The following is an 18,178-nucleotide window of genomic DNA, read 5'->3' as shown; positions in this document are numbered from 1 at the left end:
GATGCGTCGCCTCATCGCCGCTGCGGCCCTGCTGTCGGCCGCGCTGCTGGTCGCGGGATGCTCCGCCACGCCGCCGCAGAATACCGAGGACAACAAGGCCACAGGGTCGGGGACACTCACGATCGGGATCGCCGACGATCTGCCCGGCGTCAGCCTCAAGACCGACGAGGGATACGCCGGTTTCGACATCGACACCGCGAACTACGTCGCGGGGAAGCTCGGGGTGCCCACCAAGAACATCACCTGGCAGCGCATCGATCAGGACGAGCGGGTGAGCGCGCTGACATCCGGGGACGTCGACGTGGTGGTGTCGACGTTCTCGATCACCCCGGAGCGCGAGAAGGAGATCGCCTTCGTCGGCCCCTACTTCACTGCACACCAGGATCTGCTCATCCGTCGCAACGACGACACCATCACCGGGCCGGAGACGCTGGATGGCAAGAAGGTGTGCGCGGCCGCGGGCACCACCTCGATCGACTACCTCACCGAGCACTACCGCGGCGAGATCACGGTGGTGAAGGTGCCCTCTTGGTCCGAGTGCGTCCGCGACCTCGCCTCGGGGGCGGTCGACGCCGTCTCGACGGACGACGTCATCCTGGCGGGATTCGCGTCGCAGCCCGAGTACAAGGGGGTGCTGAAGGTGGTCGGCAAGGGCTTCACCGATGAGAATTACGGCATCGGACTGAAGAAGGGCGACGATCGGCTCGATCAGGTGCGCGACGCCCTGAAGGAGTACATCTCGTCGGGGGCCTGGAAGAAGTCGCTGAACGCGAACGTCGCCCCGTCGGGGTATGCGATCCCCTCACCGCCGACTGTGCGGTGAGTGTGGCCCCGAGCGCGGCTAGCCTGGGCTCATGCGCACCAGCACCTGCATCCTGCCCGTCTGGCGATGGGGCGAGGCGTCCGCGATCTGGCGGGCGGCTGACGAGCTCGGGTTCCACGCTGCCTACACCTACGACCACCTGTCCTGGCGATCCTTCCGCGACAGTACGTGGTTCGGCGCGGTGCCGACCCTCGCGGCGGCCGCAGCGGTCACTTCGCGGGTGCGCCTCGGCACTCTCATCACCTCACCGAACTACCGCGAGCCGGTGCTGTTCGCGAAGGACGTGATGACGCTGGACGACCTGTCCGGCGGACGGATCACCGTCGGGCTCGGCGCGGGCACGACCGGCTTCGACGCCACCGTGCTCGGGCAGGAGCCGTGGTCTGCACGCGAGCGGGCCGACCGGCTGCGCGACTTCACCATGCTGCTCGACCGGCTGCTGACCGAGACCGCCGTCACGCAGACCGAGGGCGCCTACCTCGCGCATGAGGCGCGCAACATCCCTGGCCCGGTGCAGAGCCCGCGGGTGCCGTTCGCGATCGCGGCGACCGGGCCGCGCGGATATCGCCTCGCCGCGCAGTACGGACAGGCCTGGGTGACGACGGGTGACGGCGAGAGCGCAGCCGAGTCCCGCGCGATGGTGCGGGAGCAGATCTCCCGTCTCGAGCGGGTCTGTGAGGAGGCCGGCCGGGATCCGTCGAGCGTCGAGCGCGTCCTGCTCACCGGGTTCACCGGCGACCGGCCGCTGGCAGGCGTCGAGCAGTTCCTCGAGACGGCCGGCGCGTACCGGGAAGCCGGGATCACCGAGATCGTGCTGCACTGGCCGATCCCGGACACGCAGTTCGCCGCTGAGCAGGATGTCTTCGAGCGGATCATCACCGAGGGCGCCCCTCAGCTGCTCTGACCGGAGGGGCCCGACGCGATGCGCCGGGCCCCTCTGCTGTTCGCGGGGTCAGAACACCGGGGTGCCGGCGCGCGTCAGCCGCCAGTTCTCGACGTGGAAGTCCTTGGGATCGATGACCCCGGCATCCGATGCGTAGGCGACGATCGCCTCGCGGATCGCGACCTGCGCGTTGTAGACGACCGGTGCGGTGGTGATGTGCGGGAACCCGCCGCCGCCAGACTGGCGGTAGTTGTTCACCGCGACCACGAACCTCTGATCAGCGGCGACCGGCGCGCCTTCCCAGGCGAGGTTCGCGATGCGTGAGCCCTGCGGCTGCGAGATGTCGACGTCGTAGGTCACACCCGAGAACTGGTCGTAGTTGTAGTCCGGCGTGTTCAGCGCGTTCGTCCAGCTCGCCGGGTCGACGGCAGCACCGGGCGCGACCTGCTGGAAGTACTTCGCCGAGTACTCCAGATAGTCCTTGATCTGCGCGCCGGTGAGCACCGAGGCCATCATGGTGTTGTCGTAGATGTACAGCCCCGCGACATCCTTGATCGTCACCTCGCCGGCGGGGAAGGTCGCCGCACGGTTGAACGGCGCGGCGATCGAGACGATCGGCAGGGCGGCCTCCGCGGTGCCGGCGATGGCCTTTGTGACCGTGTCGACCTGCACCTTGTTGACGTAGTCGAGGATCGCGGTGTCTTTCCAGCACGACTCCGCCGCGGAGAGCTCCTCGGTCGAGGTCGCGACGACCTTGTTCACATAGCCGACGACCGTGTCATGCTGGGCCTTGACCACCGCGACCAGGGCCGGGTCGTCCTCGACGGTGTTGGTGAGCAGGTTGGTCGCCTTCTTCGAGACGACCTTCCACTTGCCCTTCACCTGCTGCAGCTCGATGTCGAACACGCTCAGGCGCTGGCCCCAGCACATCGGCTCGCTCATGACGACTTGCTCGCCGGTGACCTCGTTGGTCACGAAGCGCTCCGGGATGTCCTTGTGCGCGTGCCCGAACAGGATCGCGTCGATGCCGGGCACCTGCGCGGCAAGCAGGCCGGCGGCGTTCTCGTTGGGCAGTGCGTCGCCGTAGGACGAGGTTCCGCTGTCACCGGCGTGCACGCTGACGACCACGACGTCGACGTCCTGCGCGCGGATGATCGGGACCCAGCGCTTCGCGGTTGCGACGATGTCGAGCACGTCGAGCTTGCCGCTGACGTTCGCCTTGTCCCAGATCACGATTCCGGGGTTGGTCAGGCCGAGCACTCCGACGCGGATCGGCTTCTGGCCTTTGATCTTCAGGGTCTTGATCACGTAGGGCGTGTAGGCCGGCACTGTCGTCCCGGTGCGCACGGCGTTCGCGCCGAGCACGGGAGCCTTCATCTGCGAGATGAAGGTGTCGAGGAAATCGAGGCCGTAGTTGAACTCGTGATTGCCCAGCGCGACGGCGTCGTAGCCGATGGCGTTCATCTGGGCGGCGATCGGATGCGTCGCCCCGGTCTTCGTGATGGGCTCGACGGTCGCGTAGTAGAAGCCGAGCGGGGTGCCCTGCACGGTGTCGCCGGCGTCGAACAGCAGCGTGCGGTCGGCGCCGCGGTCGGCGCGCACCTGCTTCACGACGCTGGAGAGGCGGGCGAGCCCGACGGTGTTGCCCGCCTTGTCGCTGTAGGCGGCGTCCTTGTAGTAGTCCCAGTTCAAGGCGTTGGCGTGGATGTCGGACGAGCCCATCACGGTGATCGTGACCGACTTGCCGACGCCGCCCTGCGCGGCCGAAGCGGACTCCGGCGTCGCCGCCCAGCCCGCTGCAGCGAGGGCACTGGCGGCGGTGACGCCGGTGAGGAAGCCACGCCGGCTGACGCCGGAACGGTGGTCAAGGTCGATGTCGGGAGAATCAGCCTGGGGAAGGTGCTGAGTTTCATCTGTCATGAGACTCAAGATACGGCAGGCGGGAACTTCTGAGGGAGGAAGATGGTTGAACAGGAAGAAGACCCCAGATGAAGGAGTACTGCCATGACCAGCGGCATCACCGACACCGGATCGATCACACGCCAGGAGGGCGCGGAGACCGCCGTCCTCGCTGGAGGCTGCTTCTGGGGCATGGAGGATCTCATCCGCCGTCAGCCGGGCGTGCTGGGGACGCGCGTGGGCTACACCGGCGGCCAGAACGACCATGCCACCTACCGCAACCACCCGGGGCACGCCGAGGCCGTCGAGATCGTCTACGACCCCGTGAAGACGACCTATCGCGACATCCTCGCGTTCTTCTTCCAGATCCACGACCCGTCGACGCTGAACCGTCAGGGGAACGACATTGGCACCAGCTACCGCTCGGCGATCTTCCCGCTGGATGCGGGGCAGGAGCAGGTCGCGCGTGACACGATCGCCGATGTCGACGCCTCGGGCCTCTGGCCCGGCGCTGCCGTCACCACCATCGAGGCCCCCGGTCCCTTCTGGGAGGCCGAGCCCGAGCATCAGGACTATCTGATCCGCTACCCGGACGGCTACACCTGCCACTTCCCGCGTGCCGGATGGGTGCTGCCGCGCCGGGGCGCCGACGCCACCGCCTGATGACGCCGCAGGAGCGGCATCCGGATGCGGCGGCGGCGCTCCCCGAGCGCATCGCCGTCCGCGGTGCACGCGTGCACAACCTGCGGGACGTGGACGTCGACGTTCCGCTCCGTGCGCTGGTGGGGATCGCCGGCGTGTCGGGCTCGGGCAAGTCGTCGCTGGCGCTGGGCGTCCTCTACGCGGAGGGCTCCCGGCGCTACCTCGAGGCGCTCTCCACCTACACCCGACGAAGGATGGCGCAGGCGCCGCGCGCCGCGGTCGACTCGGTGCAGCACGTGCCGGCGGCCCTGGCGCTCCGGCAGCGGCCCGGAGTCCCCGGCGTGCGCTCCACGTTCGGCACCTCCACCGAGTTGCTGAACGTCCTCCGGCTGATGTTCTCGCGCCTGGCCTCGCATCTGTGCCCGAACGGGCATCGGGTGCCGCCGACGATCGACGTCGCCGCGGAGACGCCGTTCGACTGCCCGGTCTGCGGCGCGCGCGTGCACGCGCCCGGCGCCGAAGATCTCGCGTTCAACTCCGCCGGCGCCTGTCCGACCTGCCAGGGCACCGGTGTCGTGCGAACCGTGGACGACGCGGCCCTCGTGCCGGACCCCTCGAAGACGCTGGATGGCGGCGCCGTCGTGCCGTGGCAGATGTTCGGGTTCAACGTGCAGCCCGACATCGCCCGCGAGTTCGGTGTGCGCACCGACGTGCCGTGGCGGGATCTCACCGACGCCGAGCGCGAGATCGTGCTGAACGGCCCGGAGGAGAAGAAGCACATCACGGTGACGAGCCGGAAGGGCGTGCACGAACTGGACTTCACGTTCCGCAACGCCCGGCTGACGGTGACCGAGGAGCTGCGCCGCGCCGACGACGAGAAGCGGCTCGCACGGGTCAGCCGGTTCCTCACGGAGGGAACGTGCCCTGACTGTGGTGGCACCCGGCTGAGCCCGGCCGCCCGTGCGCCGCGGATCGGCGAGCGAGGACTCGCGGAAGTCACGGCCATGACCCTCGACGAGGTCATCGCGTGGGTCCCTGACATCGGGCGCGGGCTGCCGCGCGAGATGCGGCCGATGGCGGAGGCGCTCGCGGACACGCTGCTGGGCATGGCGCACCGGCTGGTCCAGCTCGGCCTCGGCTACCTCTCGCTCGACCGTGCCGGCGCGACGCTGTCGACGGGGGAGCGCCAGCGCGCGCAGCTCGCCCGTGCGGTGCGCAATCGCACGACGGGAGTGCTCTACGTGCTGGACGAGCCTTCGATCGGCCTGCATCCGGTCAACGTGGACGGCCTGCTCGGCGTCATGCGTGATCTGCTCGCGGACGGCAACTCCGTGGTCTTCGTCGACCACGACGTGCAGATCCTGCGCGAGGCGGACTGGCTGATCGAGATCGGACCCGGTTCAGGATCCGAGGGCGGGCAGGTGATCGCCGAAGGCGCACCGGAGAGCCTGGGCGGCGCCTCCCGCATAGCGGGCTTCCTTGACGGGGCCGAAGCCGTCGAGGCCCGCAGGCGTGCGGCGTCAGATGCCGTCTTCGAGCATGGCCGGATCGTTCTGAGCACCGACGCGATCCATACGGTGCATCCGCTCGAGGTCGCGGTGCCCGTCGGACGGCTCACAGCGGTCACCGGCGTCTCCGGCTCGGGGAAGACCACCCTTGTTCTGGAGTCCCTCGTGCCGGCGCTGATCGCCTCCAGGGAGGGTTCCGCGCTGCCGGCCCATGTGCGCGCGCTGGAGGCGCCTTCGGCGATGAGGGTGCACGTGGTCGATGCGACGCCGATCGGCCTCAACGTGCGCTCCACGATCGCGACCTACTCCGGCGTGATGGACGAGCTGCGGAAGGCCTACGCAGCCACCCCCGCCGCACGGGAAGCCGGGCTCACCGCGTCGGACTTCTCGTACAACACGGGCTCGCTGGCATGCCCGAAGTGCGAAGGCACCGGCGAGATCACGCTCGATGTGCAGTTCCTACCCGACGTCGACATCGTCTGCCCGGAGTGCGAGGGCGGTCGCTTCGCCCCGGAGGCGGCGGCGTACGCCCGCGACGGTGCCACGCTGCCGGAGCTGCTGCGCTGCACGATCAGGGAAGCGCTGCCGAAGACCGTCGATCTGCCGCGGGTGCACCGCCGTCTGGTCGCGTTCGACGAGCTGGGGCTCGGATATCTGACGCTGGGGGAGGCGACCCCTGCGCTCTCCGGCGGTGAGGCGCAGCGGCTGAAGCTCGTCACCCAGATGCATCGCGACCAGTCCGACGCCGTGTTCGTGCTGGACGAACCCAGCGTCGGGCTGCATCCGCTCGACGTGCGCACGCTCGTCGCCGTCCTCGACCGGCTGACCTCCCGTGGTGCGACGGTCATCGTGATCGAGCACGACCTCGATCTCATCGCGAACGCCGACCATGTGATCGACCTCGGGCCCGGGGGCGGCACTGAGGGCGGGCGGATCGTCGCCCAGGGGTCGCCGGAGCAGGTCGCCGGCGCCGCGGCATCCATCACCGGGCACTACCTGGCGCGGCACCTTCGGCGCAGTCCCTGATCCGCGCCTGAGACGGCGAGGGCCTCACGGAATCTCCGCGAGGCCCTCACCGTCTCAGGACGCGTCAGCTCTGCCGGCGTCGGCGGGCCGTCGCGATGAGCGCCATGCCGATCAGCAGCAGGGCGAGGCCACCTGTGACCATGATCGCGACCGTCCGGGTGTCGGCGCCGGTGGCGGGCAGCGGCGCCGAGAACGTGTTCGTGAACACGATCGCCACGCTCCCCGAGGGGAGCGTCACGGTGCCGGAGGCTCCGTTCTGCGTCTTCCCGTCGACCGTCATGGTGGTGCGGTCGGCATCACCGGCATCCGTCTCGGTGACGGTGCACTCGCTGCCGGCCGGGAGATCCGCGACCTCGGCGGTGAGCCGGGACGGTCCGCCGATCTGGTACGTCTCGTCACGTACCACCAGTCCGGGTGCCGGATGCGACGGATCGATGAGCACGCAGGTCACGTCCACCGGGAAGGTGCGCGTCACGGCGGACGCTCCGGAGCCGTCCACGACCTTGGAGATGTCCAGGGTGCTGACCCCGAACGTGTTGGTGATCGCCACGGAGGTCTGATCCGCGGCATCCGTGTTCGGCAGGGGAGCGAGCTGCGTGGTCGTCGCGGCCTGCGGGTCTCCGTCCGCGCCGCCCTGAGTGACGACCATCGTCGTGGACTCCGCGCCGGCCGCGTCGGTCTCGGTCACCGTGCAGCCGGCGCCCTCGGGGAGCTCCGTCCAGGTGACGGTCTGGCCGTCCTCGATCTGCTGCGTCATGGGCTCGGCCGCGGTGACCTGCTGCTCGTCCCACGTGCAGGCCAGTGTGACCTGGAACGGACCGTACGCGATCGGGTCGCCGTTCGCGTCGACCGCGCCGCTGCCGTCCACAGCCTTGGTCACCGACAACTGGGCGAGGTTGAACGTGTTCTCGACCGTGAGTGAGGGCTGCGGCTGGTCATCGACGCTGAGGACCGTCGGGTCGGTCTGAACCGTGAAGTCATAGCTCTCGCCGTCTCCCGCCACGGTGTTGCCGTCGGCGTCCAGGATCTGCGTGGAGTTCGCCCCGCCGTCGTCGACCTCAGTCAGACGGCAGTTCGCACCGGTGGGCAGGTTCTCCCACAGGGCTGTGGGGGAGTCGGCGCTGACCATGCGGATCATGCCGTCGGGGATGTCGACGACCTCGCCATCGCGCACGCAGCGCAGGCGCAGCTCGTAGGCGGAGGTGCCGTACTTCTCGGCACCGTCGCCTGCGAATGCCTTCGTGACCTGCAGCGAACCGGTGAGGTACCAGTTCGTCGCGGTCACGGTGACCAGGCCGCCGGTCGCAGGGATCGTGCCCGTGCCGACGGAGGTGTCCTCGCCGTCGTTCGGCGTGATCACAACCGAGTCGGCGCCGTTCAGGTCGTCCTCGACGACGGTGCACTCCGAGCCGGGGATCACCTCGTGGATCGCGGTGCTCCAGCCGTTCTCGGCGTTCAGCTCCACCTGCTTGTCGAGCACGGTCTCACCGGCGAAGGTGCAGGTGACCGTGAAGGTGAACGTCTTGTCGAATCCGTACTGCTCGGCGCCGGCCCCCTCGAAGTCCTTCACCAGCACCATCGCGGTCGAGTCGAACATGTTCGTGTACGTCACGGTGTTGACCGTCGCGGTGCTGTCCGGCTGCAGCTCGGGGATGATCACCCTGCGGTTGCGCTGGTCGATCACCGGCGCGGTCGGGCCCTGTGCCCCCGGAACGTCTACCGCTGTGATCGTCGCATCGGCGTTGCGGGCGTCGGTCTCGGTGATCACGCAGGTGGATCTGGCCGGGATCTCGGTGATCGTCTTCGTCTCGTCGGCGTCGAGCGTGAACGTCTCGTCGACCACGGTCTCGCCCTGGTAGCGGCACTCGACGTGGAACTGGAAGCTCGACGGGATGTAGGGGCTCTCCGACTCGACGACCTTGCCGACCTCGAGCGATGCCCACTCGTAGGTGTTCTCGATGTCGAAGGCGAAGGTCTGCTCGGCCTCGGTCACGGTGACCTGCTCCGGCGTCACAGTGGTGCCGGTCTGACCGGCGTCGTCCTCGGCCACAGAGCAGACCGAGCCGACGGGGATGTCATCGATCACGGCGGGGTCCTCACCCGGCACGATCGTCACCTCGCCGTCGTTCGCCAGCGGCACCGCGGCACCCTGCCAGGTGCAGGTGACGGTCGCCGTGAACGAGTCGGGCACGGGGTATCCCTCCGGGGCGTCGATCGTCTTCTCGACCGAGACCGACCCGTTGTCGAACTCGTTGGTGACGGTGACCACCACGGGATCGGTTCCGTCTCCGACGATGACGGGCTGCTCCGGGGTGATGGTGTGCCCGGTCGCGTGACCGGCATTCGGCTCGGTGACCGTGCAGGACGCCCCCGTGGGAAGTCCCTCGTAGAGCGCCGTGCCGGCACCGGTGATCGTGCGGGTGGCGCCGCCCGGGATCGGCACGTCGACGGTCTCGCCGTTGACCTCGCGCGTGCAGGCCAGGCTGACCTGGTAGTCGAAGGTCGTCGCCGGGTCGAGCGCGTTCGCGGGAGCGCCCTCGAGCTCCTTCTGCACCTGCAGCGAGCCGACGGTGAAGGTGTTGGTGATGTCGGCCTCGACCGGTGCGGCCGGGTCGTCGTCGACGGTCACGGTGACGCTGCCGCTGGAGTCGTTCGCCCCGCCGTTCGCGGTCTCGGTCACGACGCAGGTGGCGCCGGTCGGCAGGTTCGTCACGGTCCAGGTCGGGTCATCGCGGCTCAGGGTCGCGGTGTCCTCGAACACCGGGTTCGGCGTCGCGCCCTCGATCGTGCAGGTCATCGCGACGGTGAACGTCGCGCCGCCCCAGGTGTCGCCGCCGGCGCCGGAGACGATCTTCGTCACCTCGACCGCGCCGACGGTGTACACGTTCTCGAATCCGACGGTGGTGAGCGCCGTCGTCCCGTCCTCATAGGGGAGGACGGTGAAGGATGCCGCCGACGAGGTCTGCGGGTCGCCCGCGGTGCCGTTCTCGGTGACGACCACGTTCGTGGTCGCCGCGCCGCCGGCATCCGTCTCGGTGACGGTGCAGTCGGCGCCGGCGGGGATGTTCGAGAAGGTCTTGCTGTCGCCGTCGTCGAGCGTGAACGAGCGGTCGGCCGCAGGCACGACCTCCTGATCGAGGTAGGTGCAGCTGGCCTCGAATGCGTACGTGCGGTCGTAGACGATCGCCTCGCCGTCCTGGTTCTCGGCACCACCGGCATCCACAGACTTCTCGACGGTGAACCCGCCGGCGGCATAGGCGTTGGCCACCTGGATGGAGGCCTGTTCGGTGTCTCCGGCGTAGGGATCCCACACAGCGGCGTCCTCGCCGAGATCGCGCTCCGCCGTCACCCCGTCCGTGGGATCGACCGTCACGGTCACGCCGGGGATCGCCGGGTCCTCCTTGATCGTGCAGTCTGCGAACAGCGGGAGGTTCACAGGCCCCGTCGTGTTGTCGAAGACGAGCACAGTGCCGTCAGCTGCGAGTGTCGGCCTGCTGGCATCCGAGTTGTCGGCGTGCACGAGCGTCACGTCCTCGCCGCCCGACGTGCAGGTCACGAGCATCGGATAACTGTCGGGCAGGTTCACGTCGGTCGAGAAATCCGGAGCGGTCACCGACTTCGAGAGGAGCAGCTGCCCGGTCGCCGTCGCGACGCCGACCTTCTGCGGCTCCACGACGAGCGACGGGCGCTCCGGCTGGGTCACCGTCTGGTTGGAGCGGGACGCCGTCGCGAACGAGTTGTAGGCGACGGGCAGTCCGTTCGGCACCGCCGACTCCGCGGGCAGCTGGAACGGCGTCTGCGTGTCGAACGTCATCCGCAGGGTCTCGCCGGGGCGCAGTCCGGGAGCGGGGGAGACCCCGTCCGGGTTCTGGTACTCCAACACCATCAGCACGCTTCGTGCGGCTTTCAGCACTTCAGGGGTGGTGGATGTCGTCGCACGTACCCAGTTGAACGGACACCCCGGATCGGGCGCGGCATTCTCGGTGTAGACCTTGATCGCGTTCGCGTTGCAGGACTGACTCAGCTCGACGTTCGAGACGAAGATTCCCGCGTCATCCAGGCTGGCCCGATCGGCGAGCTCCGCGAAGTTCGCCGTAATCGATCCGGTGAGTGTCACGCCGTACTGCGAGCCGCGGTCGCCGGGCACGATCACGCCTTGGTCGTCGACCGACGGCAGCACGTCCACTGCCGCCAGCACCCTGGCCGCGGTGTTGCCGGTGTTGGTGAAGTCCACGCGCCACGTCTCGACGCCACCGGGGCGGATGACCGGCGCACAGGGGAACGAGTAGTAGCCGTCGTTCGTCACGCCGCCCTTACTCGCGTCGCAGGCCGCGGCGTCGCCGTTCACGTTGAGCACACCGAGGTCGTCGTCGCCGGCCACAGTCGGGTCGCCGCCGTCATTGCCCTTCACGTACTTCTTCGCCGCGATGGTCGCGTTAGCGAGCGGGGCGATCGAGGTGTCCGCCGAGCACTCCTCGATTCCCGGTGGGGTGTTCTCCACCGGCTTCGGGGTGAGGTCCTTGCCGTCCACGACGGTCGTGCCCTCACAGGTCTCGAAGAGCCGGTCGGAGGTCACCGTGGCCGCGTTCGTCACCACCGTGTCCGGGGTGACGTCATCGCGGAACTTCAGCGGAGCGTGCATCGTGAGCGCCCAGCCGTGCATGAAGACGAAATCGTCCGGGCCGTCGACGGTGAGCTCGCCGGTCTGCTCGTTCAGTGAGGCGGTGAAGCCGGGGTCACCCGATGGCGCGCCGCTCCCGGTCAGCGTGAATGTGTAGGCCGGCGGATCGGGTTCCACCAGTAGGGAGCCGTTCGCGTCCGTCTGCACCTGGTCGACCAGGTGGAAGCCGGTCATGTCCCACTGGCCCGTGTTGGTCACCGTGACGATGTACGGGATCGTGCCGCTCGGGCTGACCAGCGCCGACGAGCCTCGGGTCTTGGTGATCTTCACCGAGTTCGGACGGTGCTGCACGACTGTGTCGTCGGCGGCCGCACCGTTCTCGGTGAACTTCTGCTGGCCGAACTGCGCGTCACTGGAGGACTGCACGTCATCGCTGATCACGCCGAGATCGGTCTCGCCGGGGTTCGGCTCGAGATCGGGGCGTGTGGTCGACACCAGGGTGCTGGGGTCGTTGCGCAGCGTTTCCCTTCGCTCGGTGTTCAGGGAGTACGTCAGCTGCGGGTTGTACGGACGCTCCCACTGCAGCACGTTTCCGTCTCCGTCGACCTCCTGCGCGCGGAACCGCACGCCGACGACGGCGGTCGGGTCTGTCACACCTGTCGGCAGATCGAAGCTGACGGTGTCACCGGGGGATGCGTCCACCCAGTCGCCCTGCACCCAGCAGGGGGAGGCGTCTGTCAGGGGCAGGCCGTTGCACAGCGCGAGCAGTTCGCCTCCGGGCCCTTGGGTGTAGGCGACGCCGGCGCTGAGCACGTCCATCGCGACCTGGTTCACGGGCGCCGGGACAGTGATCTGAGCGCCGGTGTAGTCCATGGTGTTCCAGAACGTCGGCGTGGTGTCGGTCAGGGTGAAGGATGTCGCGCGGGCCGTGCCGTTCGGACGCCCGCCGAGCTGTGTCGTGTAGTCCTTCGACTCGTCCTCGTAGACGGATGCCGGGTCGATCGACTTGGTGGTCGTGATCGAGTAGCTTGCGCCGACGATGATGAATGAGTCGCTGGCATCCGCCGCTCCCGTGCCGCACTGGTTGTCGGCGCAGTCCTCGAGCACGGCGCTCTCCAGCTGCGTGTGCGTGTCGTTGACGATCGTGTCACCGGCCGGGGTGACCGTGACGGGAGTGCCAGGGGCGGAGCGCAGCTCTTCGCGCAGCTGCCAGGTGAGGGTGATTCCGCCCGTCCCGTTCGTCGGGATGACGGCGGCGCCGTCTGCTGAGCGGAACGCGATCGATACGCCGGTGACATCGGCGAGGTCGTCCGGGCCGAGCGCCAGTGCCTCCGCGTACGAGTAGTCGGTCGTGGCGCCGCTGCGTGACAGCGTGACTGTGGTCTCGTCCTCGCTGATGCCGTTCGGCACCTGGATCGCGTCGATGTCGTACAGGTTGAGCGTGTCGAACACCGTGTCGGACAGGGCCTCGCCGTCGGTGGGATCATCGATCACCATGCCCGACACCTTCGCCGCGGAGGTGTTGGTCGCGGTGATGGTCGCGCTGATCAGCGGATAGTCCGCCGGGTCGACGCCGAGGGCGGGGTCGGGCAGGCCCAGCTGATCCTGATCGAAGGACTTGGTGGTGGATGCGTTGATCGGCTCATCGACGATGAGGATCGTGTCGTCCGCGACATCCGTGCTGTCGACGCCCGTCGACGTATTGACACCGTGCGCGCTGGCGGTGTTGTCGACGAGGCCCGGTTGGCCCGTGTTGTACCCGTACGGGTGAAGGTCGCCGAGGACCGGCTTCGTGGGGTCGCTGCGGAGTGTGTCGCGCACGCGGAAGTCGAGGTCGAGGGGCCGGCGGTCGTACGACGAGCCGACCCCGGCTCCTGGCGTCTTCTCGGTGAGCACGATGCGCATCGCGAGCGTATCCGCGGCCTGCTCTTCGGTCAGCGTGTACCCGCCGAACTGGCCGTCGCAGCCGTTGCCGCACGCCTGACCGGTGATGTCGGTCCAACCCTGCCCGTCGAGATAGAGCGAGACCTCCGTGATCCTGTCGTTCACGATCAAGGGGTCGCTCTGCGGCGTGATCGGATCGATCCGCACCAGATCGAATGCGTCGTACACCGAGTCCGCTGTGGCGGTGGGGTCCTGAGTCTCCGAGATGTCCGACAGCGTCATCTCGGAGATGTTCAGTCCGTCCGTCGACCACAGCAGTCGAGCCGTCCGCACGTCTCCTGACAGCGCGGGAACGTCGTCGTCCGGCGTCCACGCCTTGTCGAGGAAGTCCGCTCCGGGACCGTCGCCGTCGATCGGCAGCAGGTGGATGTCGTCGGTCGCGGTGTCGGTCTTCTCGCCACCCGCATCCGGGTTGTCGACCAGCGACTGCGCGTCGTTGTCGTAGGTGACCTCGGTGTCGTGCGGCTGGGTCACCGACACGTCCAGGTGCGTCACCACCGTGAAGCCGGGCGGCAGCAGCGCGGGGCATCCGTCGCCTTCTGCGGGGAGGTACTCGAACTGGATGCCGCCGATGTCGTCCTGCAGATCGGCGGGGATCTGGTAGGACCAGAGCTGCTCGGGGCCAGGCACTGCGGTCGCACCCGGAAGGTCCGTCCACGGGCCGTCGGTCGACTTCGGCCAGTACCGCACGGTCAGCGTGGTGCACTGCGGGATGTCGGTGTTGTCGATCTCGGTCGCGGTGAAGTTGTCCCAGAACTCCGAACCGGCGGCCGGATCGACCGGATCCGAGATGACGAGCTTCTCGGAACCCGCCGTGGACTCAGGGGTGACGTTGCCGGTCAGCGTCATGCTCGCATCGGTGCCGGGGACGCCCCAGATGGTGTCAGGGATGATCTCCTTCGTCACGCTGGTGTCGATCGTCAGCGGCTCGATGGTGAACGAGGCGGAGGCGTCGTCGGTGCCGGTCTGGCCCTGGGTGTTCTCGACTGCGGTGTCGACGGCGTTGGTGCTGGAGACGGCGGTCTCGGTCGGCAGCGCAGTGACCTCCAGGGGGAGCGCCGCGTACGCGCCCGAGACGATGTCATCACCCTCGGCGGAGAAGACGACGGTGAAGCCCTCGACCGTGCAGCCGCTCTCGGCGGCAGGGAGGGTGTTCTTCGTCGTCGTGGACGCGGTGCTGTCTGGGCAGTCCGAGTATGTGTACGTGATCTCGGCCGAGGTCGCGGCCACCGGCCATTCGACGCCGTCGGCGAACCCGTCGAAGCTCAGGCCCTGCTCGGTGAAGGTCGGTGTTCCTGCGCTCGGCTCAGTGATGGTCAGCGTCTGCACATTCTGCTCGCCGACCGTGGCCTTGATGTTCGCGGTCGTGCTCTGGCCGCTGACCAGGGTGTTGTCGGCGAAGGACTTCTCGATCGTGACGTCGGGCTTGCGCTGGGCGAGGGTGATGCTCGCGTCATCGGTGACCGGATCGCTGGTGTCACCGGCCTTCGACACCGTCGTGGAGGCGTCGTTGGTGACCGTCTGCTGCGTTCCATCCGGGATGCCGGTGACGGCGTCGTTCGTCTCGGTGTGCACGACGACCTTGCCGGTCGCGCCGGGGGCGAACGTTCCGGTGAAGGTGACCCTGACGCCCTGCGCGTCGGAGACGGGGTCGGGTTCGGTGGTGGTCCAGGCGCCGTTCACCCAGTACTCGGTCGTGGTGCCGGTGGTGCCGTCGGGGGCCGTGACATCGATGCCGGTCACGTCGAGATAGTCCCCGAACGTGCCCGGCGGCGACACCGGATCCTGCACGACGATCGTGTCGACGTTCTGGTTCGATGCGTTGCCGGGGGTGACGGTCCAGTCGATCGCCTGTCCGGGGACGGCGGGGAGGGTACCCGTGGGGGACACGGTCTTCTCGATGCTGGGCACGAGCGTGGTCACGACGTCGAGGGTGACGTCTGCCGTGGAGTTCGCGACGGGGGCGTTGCTGCCGTCGACGCTGGCGGTGTTGGTGACGGTCTTGCCGTCCCACGTGCCGTCCGCGTCCGGCTTGACGATCGCGTTGACCGTCACGGTCATGCTGTTGCCGCCGGCCCAGGTCTTGGGCGTCGCGCTCAGGTCGGTCGCGGGGGTGACGGTGAAGCTGTTGCCGTCGGTGTCGATCTGCCGGTCGTACTCGCCGATCGGCTGGCCTGACGGAGCGTTCAACTGGACGGTCACAGCAGGCGTGATCGCAGGATTGAACATCAGCGGCTCGGGCAGCGAATCGCTGAGTACCGTGTCGTCGCATCCGCCCTCGTTGGTGGAGGAGCAGTTCACGACGATCTGGTAGGTGATCGTGTCGCCGGGGCCGAACGGCCCCTGCTCGACCGCGGTCTTCTGGATCCCGTACTGCGCCGTGTCAGCGGCCGCGGCGGGAACCGCAGCGACGAAGACCGAAGCGGCCGCAAAGAGCAGCGCTGTGACACTCGCGAGAAATCTGTTCTGACTCTTCATCTGCCGGGCCCCCCTGGCGACTCATGACGTTCGCCACCATAGGGCGAATTCATAGGATTCCACCAGGGGGTACTCCGTTAAGGATGAGGCGCGTGTGACTCGTCCTGGATTCGGTCGGATGCTCGCCTGGACAGTCTCGACGGCCACCAGATCGCCCGCCCGATGTCATAGCTCAGTGCAGGTACCAGCAGAGATCGCACGATGAACGTGTCCAGCAGCACGCCGAAGGCCACGATGAACGCGATCTGCACCAGGAACAGGATCGGGATGACGCTCAGCGCGGCGAAGGTGGCGGCCAGCACCAGGCCCGCCGAGGTGATCACGCCGCCCGTGATCACCAGCCCGCGCAGGATGCCGGGACGCGTGCCGTGGCGTACGGACTCCTCGCGCACCCTCGTCATCAGGAAGATGTTGTAGTCGATCCCCAGCGCCACGAGGAAGACGAAGCTGTACAGCGGCACCGCGGGATCCGCACCGGGGAAGTCGAACACGTGGGTGAAGAACAGCGCCGCGACCCCGAGGGCCGTGCCGAAGGACAGCACCGTGGTGAGTACGAGCAGGATCGGTGCGATGACCGCCCGCAGCAGGATCATCAGGATCACGAGGATGACGGCGAGCACGAGCGGGATGATCAGGGTGCGGTCGTGGATCGACGCGTCGTTCGTGTCGATCGCGGTCGCCGTCACGCCGCCGACGAGTGCATCGGGCACCGCCTGGTGCAGATCGGTGCGGATGCCGCGGACGGTCTGCTCCGCCGCTTCCGAGTCCGCGGCGTCGGTGAGCGTCGCCTGCAGGAGCACGTTCCCGTCCGAGACCGTGGGTTCGGGAGCAGGGGTGCCGGGAGGGCCGAACGGCACGACGCCGTCCGTGGTGACCTGAGCGCTGCCGCTCGGGCTGTCGGCGGCGACCACGCTGACGCTCTCGACGCCGTCCTCCGCGAGCAGCACGTCGGCCGCATCCTGCAGTTCGTCTTCGGCGACGATCACATAGGCAGGGCTGCCGGAGCCGGCGGGGAAGTGCTCGCCCAGGATCTGCTGACCGTCCCGCGCCTCGGACGACCCGAGGACGAGGTCGGACTGCGGAACGCCGGACGCGTCCAGCTGGGTCGCGCCGAGGACGCCGGCGGCGAGAACGAGGGCTGTGATGATCCAGATCGGGCGGTGACGTCGCCGGATCCACCCGGCCAGCCATGCCCAGGGACCGCGCGACGGCATGCCGTCCTCGGCCTTCACCGCGTCCGGCTCGTAGAGCGGCGGTCGCGGCCAGAACGCCGCGCGCCCGAACAGGAAGAGGATGGCAGGCAGCAGCGTCAGCGCTGCCAGCATCGCGAAGACGATCCCGATCGAGGCGACGGGCCCCAGCGCACTGTTGGACTTCAGATCACTGAGCAGCAGGCAGAGCAGGCCCGCGATGACCGTGCACCCGGAGGCGACGATCGGCTCCACCGATCCGCGGATCGCCCGCATCGCGGCGACCCAGGTGTCGGTGTTCACCCGAAGCTCTTCACGGAACCGCGACACGTAGAGCAGTGAGTAGTCGGTGGCCGCGCCGATGACGAGGATGAAGAGGATGCCCTGGGTCTGTCCGCTCAACAGCAGGAATCCGGCCTTCGCCAGCCACCACACGGTCAGCAGAGCAGCCGTGAGGGCGAAGAGGCTGGTGGCCAGCACCGCGACCGGCAGCAGGAACGACCGGTACACGATCACGAGGATGATCAGCACCGCGAGCAGAGCCACCCCCAGCAGCAGTCCGTCGATACCGGTGAACCCGTTCACCAGATCGGCCGTGAAGCCGGCCGGTCCGGTGATATGGACCTCCACGCCGGCCGGCGCCACATCGCGCAGCGCCGTGTCGACGTCGGCCACGGTCGCGCGCAGTCCGCCGCTCTCGGCGGTGATCGGCACGAAGGCCTGTGCGGCCTCTCCGTCCTCGGAGGGGATCAGCGGAGAGACGTCCGACCCCACTCCGTCGACGTCGTCGGGGAGCGCGGCGACCGCGTCCGACATCCGCTTGAGATCGGCGTCGCTCAGCTCGTCGTCGGAGGACACCACCACGACCGCGGGAATCGCGTCGGAGTCGCGGAAGCCGCTGAGCATCGACTGCACCTCGGTGGCCTCGGCGGACGACGGCAGGTAGGCGGACTGCTCGTTGGAGGACACTTCGCTCACCCGCCCGAAGTACGGCCCGCCGATGCCGGCCACGGCGAACCAGACCAGGATCAGCGCGGCGGGGAGGAGGATGCGCAGCCAGGTCGGCACCCTGCTGTGCGGCGAGCGACGACGTCGCTGTCCGGTTCCGGCATCCGTGCTGGTCACAGGGGGCTCCCTTCGGAGGGAACACACCCTCGTTCCCAT

General features: G+C 68.4%; 7 protein-coding genes. 4 read left to right on the top strand and 3 right to left on the bottom strand.

What is annotated here, in order from left to right:
- Position 1: 1 nt before the first annotated feature.
- Entirely contained in the window at positions 2–823 is an 822-nt protein-coding gene (locus tag ACFVAE_RS03440) for a glutamate ABC transporter substrate-binding protein (protein ID WP_378887888.1), read from the top strand.
- A 31-nt stretch (positions 824–854) separates the two neighbouring features.
- Positions 855–1,727, top strand: coding sequence for an LLM class flavin-dependent oxidoreductase (locus ACFVAE_RS03435; RefSeq protein ID WP_378887886.1), 873 nt, complete (start codon positions 855–857; stop codon positions 1,725–1,727).
- 48 nt (positions 1,728–1,775) lie between these two features.
- On the opposite strand, the gene ACFVAE_RS03430 is transcribed toward ACFVAE_RS03435, so the two are convergent.
- Positions 1,776–3,626 carry a 5'-nucleotidase C-terminal domain-containing protein gene (locus tag ACFVAE_RS03430; RefSeq protein ID WP_378887884.1) on the bottom strand — a complete coding sequence of 617 codons (1,851 nt, stop codon included), beginning with the start codon at positions 3,624–3,626 and terminating at the stop codon, positions 1,776–1,778.
- A gap of 84 nt (positions 3,627–3,710) precedes the next feature.
- Here ACFVAE_RS03430 and msrA point away from each other — a divergent pair, with 84 nt between their 5' ends.
- Together msrA and ACFVAE_RS03420 are read left to right on the top strand one after the other, a co-directional pair.
- On the top strand, positions 3,711–4,268 hold the full coding sequence (gene msrA / locus ACFVAE_RS03425) for a peptide-methionine (S)-S-oxide reductase MsrA (RefSeq protein ID WP_378887882.1): 558 nt from the start codon (positions 3,711–3,713) through the stop codon (positions 4,266–4,268).
- A complete protein-coding gene (locus ACFVAE_RS03420; RefSeq protein ID WP_378887880.1) occupies positions 4,268–6,781 on the top strand; it encodes an excinuclease ABC subunit UvrA in 2,514 nt (837 codons plus the stop codon). The genes msrA and ACFVAE_RS03420 overlap by 1 nt, the downstream gene beginning before the upstream one ends.
- Positions 6,782–6,845: 64 nt before the next feature.
- Here the strand turns inward: ACFVAE_RS03420 and ACFVAE_RS03415 are convergent, their stop codons facing one another.
- Positions 6,846–15,824, bottom strand: coding sequence for a DUF5979 domain-containing protein (locus tag ACFVAE_RS03415; protein ID WP_378887878.1), 8,979 nt, complete (start codon positions 15,822–15,824; stop codon positions 6,846–6,848).
- A gap of 77 nt (positions 15,825–15,901) precedes the next feature.
- Complete coding sequence (locus ACFVAE_RS03410; RefSeq protein WP_378887876.1) at positions 15,902–18,178, bottom strand: MMPL family transporter; 2,277 nt, start codon at positions 18,176–18,178, stop codon at positions 15,902–15,904.

The sequence above is a fragment of the Microbacterium sp. NPDC057659 genome (assembly GCF_042799915.1).
GTDB lineage: Bacteria > Actinomycetota > Actinomycetes > Actinomycetales > Microbacteriaceae > Microbacterium.
This window is presented reverse-complemented; position numbering and strand designations above follow the sequence as displayed.

Bases quoted from the DNA above. Each gene is read 5' to 3' on its own strand.
- ACFVAE_RS03420 (WP_378887880.1), top strand. From the start codon at position 4,268: ATGACGCCGCAGGAGCGGCATCCGGATGCGGCGGCGGCGCTCCCCGAG.
- ACFVAE_RS03430 (WP_378887884.1), bottom strand. From the start codon at position 3,626: ATGACAGATGAAACTCAGCACCTTCCCCAGGCTGATTCTCCCGACATC.
- ACFVAE_RS03415 (WP_378887878.1), bottom strand. From the start codon at position 15,824: ATGAAGAGTCAGAACAGATTTCTCGCGAGTGTCACAGCGCTGCTCTTT.
- ACFVAE_RS03410 (WP_378887876.1), bottom strand. From the start codon at position 18,178: ATGGGAACGAGGGTGTGTTCCCTCCGAAGGGAGCCCCCTGTGACCAGC.
- msrA (WP_378887882.1), top strand. From the start codon at position 3,711: ATGACCAGCGGCATCACCGACACCGGATCGATCACACGCCAGGAGGGC.
- ACFVAE_RS03435 (WP_378887886.1), top strand. From the start codon at position 855: ATGCGCACCAGCACCTGCATCCTGCCCGTCTGGCGATGGGGCGAGGCG.
- ACFVAE_RS03440 (WP_378887888.1), top strand. From the start codon at position 2: ATGCGTCGCCTCATCGCCGCTGCGGCCCTGCTGTCGGCCGCGCTGCTG.